Origin of the sequence: Allobosea sp. CRIB-10 (assembly GCF_900112185.1) — a bacterium.
Classification (GTDB): domain Bacteria; phylum Pseudomonadota; class Alphaproteobacteria; order Rhizobiales; family Beijerinckiaceae; genus Allobosea.
Map to the genome: position 1 here is coordinate 132283 of NZ_FOKP01000016.1, position 13046 is coordinate 145328.

Annotated in this window: 11 protein-coding genes and 1 tRNA gene; 7 read left to right on the top strand and 5 right to left on the bottom strand. The window is 63.4% G+C overall.

Going from position 1 to position 13046, the window contains the following annotated elements; all coding sequences use genetic code 11:
• Positions 1 to 35: 35 nt before the first annotated feature.
• Positions 36 to 785, top strand: coding sequence for a phosphatase PAP2 family protein (locus tag BMZ69_RS31235; RefSeq protein WP_139219110.1), 750 nt, complete (start codon positions 36 to 38; stop codon positions 783 to 785).
• A 167-nt stretch (positions 786 to 952) separates the two neighbouring features.
• Here BMZ69_RS31235 and BMZ69_RS19640 read toward each other — a convergent pair.
• The 3 genes from BMZ69_RS19640 to BMZ69_RS19650 form a co-directional block, all read right to left on the bottom strand.
• Positions 953 to 1039 (bottom strand) — tRNA-Leu (locus tag BMZ69_RS19640).
• A 215-nt stretch (positions 1040 to 1254) separates the two neighbouring features.
• Complete coding sequence (locus BMZ69_RS19645) at positions 1255 to 1896, bottom strand: DUF1190 domain-containing protein (RefSeq protein ID WP_092159734.1); 642 nt, start codon at positions 1894 to 1896, stop codon at positions 1255 to 1257.
• Positions 1897 to 1925: 29 nt separating this feature from the next.
• The gene (locus BMZ69_RS19650; RefSeq protein WP_092159736.1) at positions 1926 to 3506 is read right to left on the bottom strand and encodes an AMP-binding protein; all 1581 of its coding nucleotides are present in this window, start codon (positions 3504 to 3506) and stop codon (positions 1926 to 1928) included.
• 259 nt (positions 3507 to 3765) lie between these two features.
• Between BMZ69_RS19650 and BMZ69_RS19655 the strand changes: the two genes are divergently transcribed.
• Positions 3766 to 4287: a hypothetical protein gene (locus BMZ69_RS19655; RefSeq protein ID WP_092159738.1), complete on the top strand. Its 522-nt coding sequence runs from the start codon at positions 3766 to 3768 to the stop codon at positions 4285 to 4287.
• A 302-nt stretch (positions 4288 to 4589) separates the two neighbouring features.
• Positions 4590 to 4880, top strand: coding sequence for a hypothetical protein (locus tag BMZ69_RS19660; RefSeq protein WP_092159759.1), 291 nt, complete (start codon positions 4590 to 4592; stop codon positions 4878 to 4880).
• Positions 4881 to 5005: 125 nt separating this feature from the next.
• On the opposite strand, the gene BMZ69_RS19665 is transcribed toward BMZ69_RS19660, so the two are convergent.
• A complete protein-coding gene (locus BMZ69_RS19665; protein ID WP_092159760.1) occupies positions 5006 to 7681 on the bottom strand; it encodes a phosphoenolpyruvate carboxylase in 2676 nt (891 codons plus the stop codon).
• Between the two features lie 178 nt (positions 7682 to 7859).
• Here BMZ69_RS19665 and BMZ69_RS31240 point away from each other — a divergent pair, with 178 nt between their 5' ends.
• The 3 genes from BMZ69_RS31240 to BMZ69_RS19680 all read left to right on the top strand — a co-directional run bounded on the left by BMZ69_RS31240 (position 7860) and on the right by BMZ69_RS19680 (position 10326).
• Entirely contained in the window at positions 7860 to 8267 is a 408-nt protein-coding gene (locus BMZ69_RS31240) for a hypothetical protein (protein ID WP_139219112.1), read from the top strand.
• 416 nt (positions 8268 to 8683) lie between these two features.
• Positions 8684 to 8899, top strand: coding sequence for a DUF4167 domain-containing protein (locus BMZ69_RS19675; protein ID WP_175506883.1), 216 nt, complete (start codon positions 8684 to 8686; stop codon positions 8897 to 8899).
• Between the two features lie 662 nt (positions 8900 to 9561).
• On the top strand, positions 9562 to 10326 hold the full coding sequence (locus tag BMZ69_RS19680) for an AAA family ATPase (RefSeq protein WP_092159746.1): 765 nt from the start codon (positions 9562 to 9564) through the stop codon (positions 10324 to 10326).
• 12 nt (positions 10327 to 10338) lie between these two features.
• Here the strand turns inward: BMZ69_RS19680 and BMZ69_RS31245 are convergent, their stop codons facing one another.
• Complete coding sequence (locus BMZ69_RS31245) at positions 10339 to 11634, bottom strand: coiled-coil domain-containing protein (protein WP_139219114.1); 1296 nt, start codon at positions 11632 to 11634, stop codon at positions 10339 to 10341.
• A gap of 216 nt (positions 11635 to 11850) precedes the next feature.
• Between BMZ69_RS31245 and BMZ69_RS19690 the strand changes: the two genes are divergently transcribed.
• A complete protein-coding gene (locus tag BMZ69_RS19690; RefSeq protein ID WP_244543440.1) occupies positions 11851 to 12921 on the top strand; it encodes a serine hydrolase domain-containing protein in 1071 nt (356 codons plus the stop codon).
• Positions 12922 to 13046 lie beyond the last annotated feature (125 nt).

The following is a 13046-nucleotide window of genomic DNA, read 5'->3' on the forward strand; positions in this document are numbered from 1 at the left end:
CAGCATCCGACATTGCAAAAAAAGGGGGCTAGATTATGGGAAACTGCTTCTTTGATCCGCTAGACTTGCCGGAGTTCCCCACTCACCCGGATCAGCCCGGCTTGCGAGAGGGCCCGCGTGACCTCCTCACAGATATTACGGAGTTCCCGAGGCACTATTGGGATCCAGATTATGTCGGCCTGGCAATCTTGCCGGAATTCGCGACGTCTGGCTGGGAAAACCAAATCTCTGTTTCGCCACCACCAGCGCCCAAATCGGAGGAGACGCGCAGGGAGATCGACTACTTATTGGAATTGATGGACGAACGAACTAAAGCCAGAGATGAAATTATCGCACAGAGTGCTGATTTTCCGAAATACTGGCTAGGTTTATTGATGATGAATCGCACGTCTCATCCTGCGACATATGAAATGATAAAAGCCGCGGCTCGCGTTGGCGAGATGGTGATGTTTTTCTACAAATTCAAATTCAATCGCCCGCGCCCGCATCAATTATGTCCGGCGCTCATGCCGATGATTGCTGTACCGGGGCACGCTTCGTATCCGAGCGGCCATTCACTGATGTCTCATATATTGTCCCTCACGGCAGCATCGGTCCGAAAAGATATCGAAGGATTCCTGACCGCGCTCGCCAACAGGGTCGGCAAAAATCGAGAAATCGCTGGCTTGCACTATTCGAGCGATACACGCGCCGGAGAGGATATCGCAAAGGGCGCATTCGAAATTCTCTCCAGCTGCCCCAGCTTTAAGAAGTTGCGGAGTGACGCAAAGAAGGAATGGCGCTGATCGTTTTGACCCCAGACTTGATCGTCCTCCAGCTGTGGGTGGATCGTCCAGCGATCAAGGAGGCCACCGCTGCGTCCCGCTGGCTGACATCCGCTCGCGACTGCGAGCACAGATCGGCTATCGGCCAATAGCTGACCGAACGACCGAACGACACATCATTTAAGCCATGGTGCGGACGGCGGGGATCGAACCCGCATGCCGTTGCCGGCGAGGCATTTTAAGTGCCTTGCGTCTACCAGTTTCGCCACGTCCGCGCGGCGAGACTGGTTAGCGATGCAAAGACCTTCCGACAAGCGCCGGTTGCGCCTCGCGGTTCGGCACCCGCCCGAAATTCACAGCCCTCATCCCGAGAAGGCCCTAAAGGCGCCTCTCGCAGGCTGCTCAAGCTGGTTCCGGAGCTTTCTGAAGCATCCTTCGAGACGCTGCTGTCGCGGCTGCTCAGGATGAGGGCTCTGGAGATTGTCAAACCTCAGCGCCGATGCGCGGGCTTGTACCATTCGACCCCGTCGGGATCGACATAGAGCCCGGGCGCGACGTCGGAGCCGATCTTCTTCTCCTGCATCGGCACGCGCACCGTGTCGTCGCGGTCGCCGCGGCGGATATAGGGGCCGCTCGCCTGCTGGCTGTGCTGCCCCCCGCCGCCTCCCATCACCGCCCGGCGGGCCGCCACCTTGTCGTCGAGCGCCGCGACCTGGCGGGCCGCGAACGTCACCTTGGCCGAGCCCTCGATGATCGGCAGCGTCTTGCCGGACGCCCCCTCGCCGGTGACGCGGATGCCGACGAAGCGCGGCACGTAACTCTGTCCGCCGCCGCCGCGCGCCAGCGCGTCCCAGCCACCGGTGGTCGAGACCTGCGCGCCGCAGCGCTTATGCGCGCGCTCGCAGGCGCTGCGCGAGGCGTAGCGCGGCGCCTTCTGCTCGAATTCGGCGCGGGCATTGCGATAGGCATTCTCGCATTGCTCGGCCGAGAGCTTGCCGGCCTCGATGCATTCATCGCGGCGGACATAGGTCTGGCCGGCCACCTGCGCGGCGAGATCGGCGGGCGTCAGGGCAAAGCCGGCAACGGCGAAAACCGCCGCCCGGGCAACAACCAAGGGAAAGAGCGTGATCATGCGCCTTCCCAGATCATGCGATTGTGGCGTCACAGCAGCGGCCTCATCGTGATGGCGAGCTCGCGCGTGCCACCATAATCGATCTTGCCATTGCCGAGCACCGGAATCGTGGCGGTGACGAGGATGGCCTTGGGCAGCCACAATTCCGGGAAACCCTGGCGCTTGGCCTCGTCCTGCAGCGCCTTCTTCTCGGCATCGGGCTTCTCGGTGACGAGGACGAGCTGCTCGCCCTTGCGCACATCCGGCAGCGCCACGACCACGTGATTGTGACTAGGCCACAGGCCGGCGATCATCGATTCGACCGCCGCCAGCGAGACCATCTCGCCGCCGAGCTTGGCGAAGCGTTTGGCCCGGCCCTTGATCGCGACGAAGCCGTCATCGACCGCGACGATGTCGCCGGTGTCGTGCCAGCCGCCCTCGGGCGGCACGATCGCTCCGGGATTGTCGGCATTCAGATAGCCCAGCATCACGTTCGGCCCGCGGACGCAGAGCCGCCCGCCCTCCGGGATGCCCTCGACCGGCTCGAGCTTGCCGGTGATCCCGGGCAGGAGCCGCCCGACCGTGCCGTCGCGCATCGCCTGCGGCGTGTTGCAGGCCAGCACCGGCGAGCATTCGGTGCAGCCATAGCCCTCGAGGATGGTGGTGCCGTAGGGCGCCCAGAGCTTGCGCGTCTCCGGCTTCACCCGCTCGGCCCCGGCGACGACATAGCGCACGCTCTTCAGGTCGCCTTCATCCGCAGCGCGGGCATAGCCCTGAAGAAAGGTGTCGGTGGCGAGCAGGAAGGTGGCGCCGGTCTCGGCGATCAGCTTCGGCACCTGCTTGTAGTGCAGCGGGCTCGGATAGAGCACCACCTTCATCCCGTGCAGCAGCGGCACCAGCATGCCGGCGGTCAGCCCGAAGGAGTGGAAGGCCGGCAGCGGGTTCATGAAGATGTCGCGCTCGGAGATGACGCCTTCGGCATGCTCGAAGACCTGGCGCGCATTCGAGACCAGGTTGGCGTGGCTCAGCACCACGCCCTTGGGCTTGCCCTCGGTGCCTGAGGTGAAGAGCACGACGGCCGGATCGTCGGGCTTGGCGACGTGGCTGCGCAGGGCCAGCCCCGGCGCGAGCGAGGCCAGCGCGCCGATCGCCTTGTCGAGGCTGGTCAGCTCCTTGCGGACATCCTCGAGATAGATCACGCGCCTGCCCTGCCCGAGCGCATCGACGATGTCGTCGAGCTTGGCCTGGTCGATGAAGCGCCGCGAGGTGACGATGGTCGAGACCGGGCCGATCTCGCAGGCGGCGGTGAGGTTCTTCAGGCCGGCGGTGAAGTTGAGCAGGGCCGGCACCCGGCCATAGGCGCTGAGGCCGAACAGCGTCACCGCCATGCCCTGCACATTGGGCAGCATCAGCCCGACCTTTTCGCCGGGCTTGGTCACGGCCGCGAGCTTGCGCCCGAGCACCAGCGCGCCCAACACGAGGTTGCCGTAGCTGAGCGGCTTGCGCTCCGGATCCTCCAGCGCGATGCGGCTCCTGCCATGCCGGGCGATCGTCGCCAGCAGGGCCTGGAACAGGCTCAAGCGCGCGCCTTCGACATCGAAGGGCCGTGCCGGCAGGTCGATCGCAGCCATCTCGCCTTGCGCTCCGGGTTCGTCTCTCTCCACAGCGGAACGTAGCGATCCAGTGCATGGTTGCAATGCGCCGGAAGCGATGGCGATGCTGCATCGCAGCGAGAATCGCGCCGGAGCCGTCCACATCTCAACGATCCTGAAAATGTGGCGGCGCAATCACCGAAATTTGACGAAGAACCCGTTCATCACGTCGCGCCATCGTCATTGAGATCGGGCAGCATCATCGCTATCTCCGGTTGCGGAGCTGGGGATTGCAGCCGTGCCAACCGTTTCGAAACAGATCTTCGCAGCCGCCGCGCTGGCAGCGGCTGCCTTTGCCGCCGCGCCGGCGAGCGCGGCGGGCTTCTGGGAGACGCTGTTCGGCGTCCCGCAGCGGCCGACCTACGCGCCCCTCCCCGACAATCCGTTGCACATGACGGTACGGCCGAAGCGCAAGAAGGCCGCGACCACGCTCGACGCCGGCAAGGACGGGCCGAAGCCGAAGCTCGTCAAGCCGATGGAGTACGCCAGCGACCCGTTCTGGTACCTCAAGGACGAGACCCTGAAGAAGGGCGACATCATCGTCCTGAAGGATCGCGTCGTGGTCTTCGATGGCGGCGCCCGCGACTATGCCAACTTCGCCAGCTTCCAGACCAGCAGACTGCTCTCGGCCAAGGCCAAGAGCCAGCTCAAATACCTGGTCTCGACGCCGCGGGACAACTACACGGTCTGGGAGCCGGTCCAGTCGATCTCGGACCGCAATGTCTCCGCCTCGGCCGAATTGTCGGAGCGCACGCGCTGACATCACGCGGCGTCGGAGCATCCCATTCCCGTCGCATTGATACCTTCGAACGGTCAGACCAGCGCCAGAGGCTGACCGGATTTCGTGGCTAGCTTGCATCCGCATAGGGTTTTCGTCCTTCACCGGCGCGGGACAGGCGCCGACGCGGCGGAGCCGCACGGGCTCCGGCAGTTTCGTCGCCAAACGCGCCAGGGCGCACCCGAAGCTATGATCTCGCCTCGGCCGGCCAGCGCCCGGAGCGAGCCATGGGCAGCCCGGCGCTCCTGCCCGGCCCCTGCAGCGCCAGATCGAAAGGACCGATCATGAAGCTGACCGAAGCCCACATCGACCGCGCCCTGTACCAGATCGAGGCCCAGGCGATTCCGGAGAACCATCCCGCCACGGTCCAGCTCAGCGAGCTGTTCGGCGACCATACCTTCTTCCTCGACGCCGGCGGCCTGACCATCCTCGAGCCGGTGAATACGGGTGGCGCCGCCGAGGCCATGGGCCGCGTGGTCAAGCTCGCCAGATGGGGCGACGAGACCCGCCGGAACCTGTCGCCGCACGAGCCCGAATACACCGACATCGTGGTCGCGCTCGACAAGGCTGCGTAAGCGCGCCTGCGCCTCCCCCGTCATGGTCGGGCTTGTCCCGACCATCTACGTTTTCGCTTCTTTCAGTGAGAGCGGTGTTCAGGACGTGGGTGCTCGCCAAAAGGGCGAGCATGACGGCGTGCGACTTACCCGAACGCCCCGATCTCGTGCTGGATCGCGCCGGAGATCTCGCGCAGCAGCGCGAAGCACTCGCGCATCGGCTCGACCACATCGCGATGGAAGGCCGCATAGGCGCCGCCCTCTCGCGGTCCCGGCGGCTCGCCGAAATCGAGACCGAGCGCCGGGTCGGGGTTGAGCGGGAAGATCTCGCCGAGCAGCGCCAGCGCTCCGGTCATGTCGAGCCGCAGGATGCGCTCGAGCAGGAGCTCGCGCGTCACCCCGGCATGCGGCCGGAAATCGGGGATATGCGTCGCCGACAGCCAGATCCGGTGCAGCAACGCAAGGCGAAGCGTGTGCAGCGCCACCAGCCGGACCGGCATCGCCGGCGGCTCACCCGCCGCCTCCTTCAGCTTCAGCCGGTCGGAGGCGAAGCGCCAGAACAGGCGCCGCAGCGAAGGTGCAAGGTCGAGCTGCGCCAGCGCCTCGGCGACCGCCAGCAGTTCGTCGCGCCGCCCCTCCTTTTCGGTGCGCCTGGCACGGTCGAACCAGGAGCCGGCATCGAGCGTGTCGAGATAGGCGCGCAGCACGTCGAGATCGCTGTTCGCCATGGCATGTGCCGCGAGCCGATAGGCCCGGCCGAAGCGCTCCGAACCATCGCGCATCGTGGCGAACAGCTCCGGCGCCCGCGCCGCCGCCTGGCCGATGCCGTGCACGCTGTTCGCCAGCCAGCCGAGCTGCTGCAGAATGGCGTTGTTGGGGATGGCGCGCAGCTCGCGCGGATGGCGGATCGCCGCCGGCCCGCCGGCGTCGCTCTGCCGCGCCGCCGGGCGCGAGCCGGTCTTGTCGAGCAGCGAGGGGCCGAACGTGCCGATCAGCGCCGCATAGCCGGGATCGTCGACGAGATGGGTCATCTCCTCGCGCACGGTCTGGAAGAACTCGGTGGCGAAGTCGGGCTCGGCATAGATCGGATCGTCAGCCCCCGCCGTTGCATCGGCGAACACCGCCTCGGCGATGCGCGCCACCGTCGCGCCGGCGAGCCCGCCCGTGCCGAAGAGCAGATAGCCGTCGCTGCCCTGGAAGCTGGTCTCGCGGGTGACCTTGACGCCGGCCTTGGCGAAGGCGCGCCGCGGCCATTCCGGATCGAGATAGGCGAGCCGGTCTTTGAGGCTGTCGGGATGGGCGCCGCGCCCGGCCGACTCGCCATGCGTGTCGAAGATCACCAGCTCGATATCGGTCAGCCCGTAGCGCTGGAGTAGTTCGAGGATACGGCTCCTCAGCCGCTCGACCCAGAAGGTCGCCGCGACCTGGCCGATATAGCGGCCGGAATCGGAATAGCCGAACTGGACGCAGAGCCTGCCATGACGCTTGAGATAATCGCGCCAATGCGGGCTGCGCAGCGCCTCGTCGATGATGCGCGGCCCTTGCTCCAGCGCATCGGACGTCTCGAAGAGCGGCGAGATCTCGACGAGGTCGGCGATGCCGAAGCGCCTGGCGAGGTAGAGCGCCGACAGAAGCGTATAGCCGGTCTCGGTCTCGGCGATCAGGAAGCGCACCGGCCGCGAGCCGTCGACATGCTTCACGATCTGCGCGACCATCATCATCATCCGCGCCGCCGAGGCGCGCTCGACCGCGAGCGCCCCGAAATCGACCGGCGTCGGCTTGGCCCTGGCGAGCGCCTGGTTGACGGCGGCGAGGAAGGCGCGTCGTTGCGCCGGCTGGGCCGGCTCCTCGTCGAGCGGGATCACGCCGCGCATGGCGTTGTGCAGCTGCGAGGCGTTGAGCCGGAAATGCGGCAGCGCGATCGAGACGCCATGCGTGATCACCCCGGCCCGCGCCAGCAGCAGCGCTTCCGCCGTCGCCTCGTCCTCGGCCAGCACGATCGCCTTGTCGAGCGCCGCCACCAGCTTCGAGGCCTCCGGCAGCGCCGCCTCGCGCTCGCCGACCAGCGCGAGCGAGAAGGCCTGCAGGGCCGCGATCTCCGGCTTGCTGTTCAGGGGCGGGCAGAGCGCCAGCTGCCGCTCCACCGCGGCGAGCGCATCCTCGACCAGCGCCCTCACCTCGGCGGTCGCCGGCGCCTCCGGCAGCTTCTCCAGCAGGCGAAAGAACTGGCCGCGCTTCGATTCCAGCCGGTAGCGCAGCGTGTCCCACCAGCCGATATCGGTGCGCCCATCGGTGTCGCAGCCGACCCAGGAGGCGAGTTGCAGGGCGCGCGGCTTCAACTCGCGCCAGCGCTGCGGCCAGCGTTCCCGCGCCTCGGCGAGAAAGGCCGCGTTCAGCCGGTCGATCGCGTCGCGGGCGTTACGTACCGAAAAGCGCGCCTGCTCGAACTCGTCCTGCAGGGTGATCGCCGCATCCGGCCGGAAGGAGAGATCTGCGGCTTTGAGCGCCGCCGCCTCGCCCTCGTTCGCGGCGAGCTCGGCCAGAGCATGCGCCACCGCCCGGCTCATACCGAAGGTCGGATGCGCGGTGAAGACGGCGGCGAAGCGCACCCGCGACAGCGCCGCCGCATAGGCCTCGAAAGGCTGCGCCGAAGCGCTCGCCTCGTCGGCGACGCGCCGGGCCAGCGCCGCATAGGCCTCGCTCTCGTCACGCTCCAGCCCGACATAGGAGGCGACGCGCGCCGCCCGGTCGGCGAGCGCAGCGCGGCCGAGCTGGCGGATCAGCGCCGCGGTGTCGGCAAGCGTCACCTCGCCGCGATCCATCTTGCGGGTCAGCCAGAGCGTGACGCGTAAGACCGGATTGCCGAACGGGTCCTCGCGCGCATCCGAGCGCGCCTGCACGATCGCCGAAGACAATTCGCTCGCCAGCGCCGATGGCGACAACTCCTCGGTATCCGCCACGCCGCTCTCCGTTTTTCGATCGTTTGATGAGCGGGCGCAGGTGAGCAAGATTTCGAGTTTGCTGCAACTGCGAAATGCAATGCGGCTCCGCAGCAAGAGACGGGCTGCGCATGGTACCCGCGGCGCACGCTCCTCCTGGGCTTACAATCGCCGCTTCCATAGCCATGTCGGAGTAGACCCGGAGGAAGCCATGGACACGACCGTGCGGCGCAATCTCTCCGGCAACTGGGGTGTTTCCGACCTGCTCGAGCGCCCGATCTGCTCGATCATTCGCGATCCGCACGGCAGTTGCTGGATCACCCTGTCGCAGGATCAGGCCTTGCGCCTGAGCGACATCCGCAAAGGGCCGTTCCTGTCGGTGGAGGCGGCGATGACGGCGATCGAGAAGAACCTCAACGGAGCCTGTCGCCACCATACGGCAACTCTCCCGGCGAACTATTTTCCGTAAGCCGTCGACAGTCACCAAAAATAAAACCGCCGCCGACCAACTTGTTTTGGTCACATTGCTTCTATAGACAGAACGTAGAGGCGACGATTGACCGACTGGCTCCTCTGATTGGACCCTGCGGCGCGCCTCCCTCCTATCGTCGAAAACCGATTGCTGCCCTCGGCAGCACCATCGCTGCACGCAAGCGTGCCCGGCGATTCCATACACAAGACCGCCCGGCCTCGGCCGAGCGGCAAACGGATATCAATGCTAGTATCAACCGAACTGAATTCACCTGAGACCAGGCGCGTCGCCGACGCGATCGCCACGGCGCTTCCGCCGAAATCCGCTCCTGATTGGAAGCCGCAACCCTGCGGCCTCAGCCGCCAGGAACTGCGGCGCATCGTCAGGAAGATGCTGGGATGAGGAGGCCGGTCATGCCCATGCGCCAAACCGGATCCACCGCCTACGGCAATTCTGTCTCCCGAACCAATGCCGCGCAGCCGAGGCGAGGCCCGTCCGCGCAGGCCAATTTCGAACGCTATCTCGCCTTGGCAAAGGCTAAGGCCCTCGCCGGCGATCGGATCGAGGCCGAGCGCAATTACCAATATGCCGAGCATTATCATCGCCTGATCATCGGCTCGGCGGCCTGAAGCGCTGGAACAGCAGCGGGGACAAATCCCCAATCAATCCCCGCTCCCGAAACCCGGTTTATGCTCTTCCCCGTCCCGCCCGAACCGAGGGGGCTTCGCGAGGCATCATGAGGCCGGGCGGGAGAGCGGTGTTTCGTGGCGACAGGGCCTTGCGAGCCCGAAGGAGCCTGACCCTGTAAAGGTGTGATCCACCTTTGCGGCCGGCCGGCTCGTTCCACCACGGAGGGGTTTCGTCGTTCGGGGTAGGCACCCCGGTCCAGCCGGACGCAACACACGGCGAGAGCTCGCAAGAGAACCGCGGCGCGGGGTTGGGCAGTGGCCAGTGGCGCTGCTTCGACAATCGACATCGACATTCGGCACGCAGCCGTCGACTGCGACGCCGCCCGACCCCGCGCCCTCCCTCGGATGGCGACCAATCGAACCCTCGCGGCGCCGAGCCGGCGGGGCATCACGCATGGTCGATCGTTTCGTGGCCTTCACTATTTCAGCGCGGGTCGGCCCGGGCGGAGCGCAGCGCAGACCCGGGACCCATTCCGGAACAGTCCCGATAGAGGTTCAGGCATGGATCCCGGATCGGCGCGGCTTCGCCGCTTGTCCGGGATGACTCGCGGTTTCGTCAAACATGGTACCCACTGACTGCCCCACCCCGCCCGCGAGTCCCCATGAGACGACCGCAGACCCGCCTGCCCGCGCCCTATCTCAGGCGCATCTGGCTCGACCGCGAGGCGGTGCCGGACCCTGACGCCTATCCCTGGTGCCTGCCCTTCCTGCGCGAGGCGTTCGAGCTCTCCTTCGACACCTCGATCACCATCATCGTCGGCGAGAACGGCACGGGTAAATCGACGCTGCTCGAAGGCATCGCCGTCCTCGCCGGCTATGACGAGGCCGGCGGCGGCAAGGGCTATCGCCCGGTCGACCATTCGCTGGCGCGCGAAGCGATGGGCGGCCGGCTCTCCAGCGCGCTCAAGGCGAGCTGGCTGCCGAAAGTCACCGATGGCTGGTTCTTCCGGGCCGAGAGCTTCTTCTCGGTGGCGCGCTATCTCGACGCCGTCGGCGGCGCGGACGGCCCCGATTTCCTCTCCCATTCGCATGGCGAGGGTTTTTTGCGTTTCTTCGAGGAGCGCTGCCAGCGCCGCGGCATCTTCATCTTCGACGAGCCGGAATCGGCGCTGTCGCCGGCCCGCCAGATCGCGTTCCTCAAGCTGCTGCGCCGCATGGACCGGCTCGGCCAATGCCAGGTGATCATGGCGACCCACGCCCCCATCCTGATGGCCTATCCCGGCGCCCGCCTGCTCGGCCTGACCAAATACGGGCTCGATCCGGTGACGATCGAGCAGACCCAGCATTTCCGCCTGATCCGCGAGTTCTGCCTGGACCCGGCCACGTTTGTCGAGACGATGATTGAGGAGCGAGGGGGCAAGCGCTGATTGCGAGTGGTGCTATTCATCAGCACTTGGATGCTCATCTTTTGACTCAGCAGGCTTCTGTCGTCGCGACCAAGATAAGCGCGGCGCCGCTCGATACTCGTATTTGTCCGATATATATTTCTGCATTTGCTCGCGCAAAAGGCTCATTTTAAGCTTAGTTTCCAGCTCAAATTTCTCATCAGGCGACAGGTCCAATGAAGAAGCAGAAGCTGTCGAAACATCTTTCGCAATTATACTAATAGCAGATAAATTCAATCTCTGATTATTAGCGTCAATTATTTCATTGATAAATCTCTTAACAAAGACGCCGCAAACCTGAAGTATAGTAAAAGAAACAATAACAAAAGGCATTCTTGTCAGGAATATTGTCCAAACATCGACTTCTCCCGATTTGTATATCTGAGTCAAATCTGTAGAATTTTTATATAAATTATATGTAACATATAAAATAATTGCCATCGGCAATGCAGACAATAATATATAAGAAAGGATACTGCGTTTTGTTTCTTGAACAAATCCGCTTATCTCACTTGGAAACAAGCGGATCTCCTCTATCAATCTGGCTCTTTCATTCTTCTTATCATTCAATTCGGATTCTTCAATACGCCTTTCCGCGCGAAGGTTTTCGAGTTTACTTTTAAGGTCTTCCGACGCAGAGATAACTTCTTCTTTTCGTTTTTGATTCTGCGATATCTCAGCCTTCAGCGTATCAAATTGAGCGTTAGCCTGTCCTATATCTTTGTCGAGTTGAGCGCTCTCCGCTTTGAGCTCATTTACGTGCGCTTCAGCAGCAATTACCTTCTCGGACGCCGCTTTTTCTCGCTCTTCAATCGCAGCAAGCCGTGCTTGAAGATCTGCGTTGCTACGCCCGATTCGACCCGTCTCTTCCTCCAATCGAGAAAACTCGGCGGGAGTATATCCGGTTACAATCACACTTGAAATAAGCTGATTAGTAAATATGGTAAATCTGACATCAGGACGAAAACGAAAGCCGGTTGCAAATCTACCGACACCCAATGAAAATTTTCCATCTGAAAAGTTTGATTTTAGCTCTAAAATCTTTCCAGACACATGGATAAGCTCTAGACTTACTGCGTTCCAATCTTCATAGCCGGATGCAAATATCTGTATAGATTGTACATATACATTTTCGGAAAAATCAAACTCGAACCATCTTTGCTTAGCTTCGAATGAAAAATCTTGCTTTGAGTTATTAATCAATGCAGTGGTTTTATTACTTTTTCTGGAAAAGAGCGAGACCGGAATAACTTCAGGCCGTACACCCCCCTCTTGAGCCACGTCGCCCATCATTTCCCCCAGATAAGCTTATTCAATTGAGCCGTTAGCTCAAAAATTTTTGTACGATAGTGGAATGCTCCCTCAAAGTACGAATCATGGCAAGAAACGAGTGCTCCACAAAATACTTCAATATTAAATCACGCACAGTTCGATTCCGCGATACGCACGGCTTAAGACAGCCCCCCTAGCCTTGATAGACTCGTCTACGATTGTCAGGATTCTACGTTGCCCCACTCCCTCTCCCCCGCCCGCCTCCAGGCCGCCGTCGACTTCGCGCAGGCGCATGATTCCCCCTGGCCGCGCAGCATGTTCTATCCGGACGGCGCCTATGTCGGGAATCGCGAATGGGACGAGAAGGGTCCGTGGACCGAGATCGTCGGGCCGGTCGAGCCGCGCGGCGGGCCGGCCGGGGTGGTGCTTCAGGGCGGCGAGACGATCGCCGAATGGGGCGATGTCGAGCGGGCCGACATGACCTTCTCGATCGCCAAGAGCTATCTCTCGGTGCTGGCGGGCCTCGCCGTCGCCGACGGGCTGATCGCCGATATCGACGAACCGGTGGGGAAGAGCGTCGATGGCCCGCATTTTTCCAGCCCGCACAATGCGAAGATCAGCTGGCGCCATCTGCTCAACATGAACAGCGAATGGCAGGGCGAGATTTTTGGCAAGTCCGACCAGGTCGACCATTACAGGCAGATCGGCATCGGCGCCGACAACAGCCGCAAGGGCCAGCGCCGCGATCTCAGCGAGCCCGGCAGCCTCTACGAATACAACGACGTCCGGGTCAACGCGCTCGGCTACGCGCTGCTGCGCCGCTTCCGCAAGCCGCTGCCTGAGGTTCTGCGCGAGCGCATCATGAACCCGATCGGCGCCTCGCAAGGCTGGCGCTGGGAGGGCTACGAGACCTCGTGGGTCGAGATCGACGGTGAGCGCATGCAGTCGGTCCCCGGCGGCGGCCATTGGGGCGGCGGCCTCTTCATCAGCGCCCGCGACCATGCCCGCTTCGGCCAGTTGATCGCGCAGAACGGCGTCTGGGACGGTCGCGAATTGATCCCGTCCGCCTGGCTGGCGCAGTCGGTCCTGCCCTCGCCGACCCTGCCGAATTACGGCTTCCTCTGGTGGCTCAACCGCGGCCCGGCGGCTAATCCCAAGCTGCCGGCGAGCGCCTTCAGCGCGCAGGGAGCGGGCAACAACCTGATCTGGATCGACCCCGAGCACGAGCTCGTCGCCGTGCTGCGCTGGATCGACAAGGCCGCGATCGACGGATTTCTGGAGCGGCTGGTCGCGGCGGTGGAGTGAGAGGACCTCGACGCAAAACCCCTCTCCTGGAAGGAGAGGGGCAGGGGTGAGCGACTGTCTTGTTGGTCAAGCGGTTTGTTCGCGCCATGGTTGTCTGTCCCGGATGACGGCGTTGAGGATTGTGA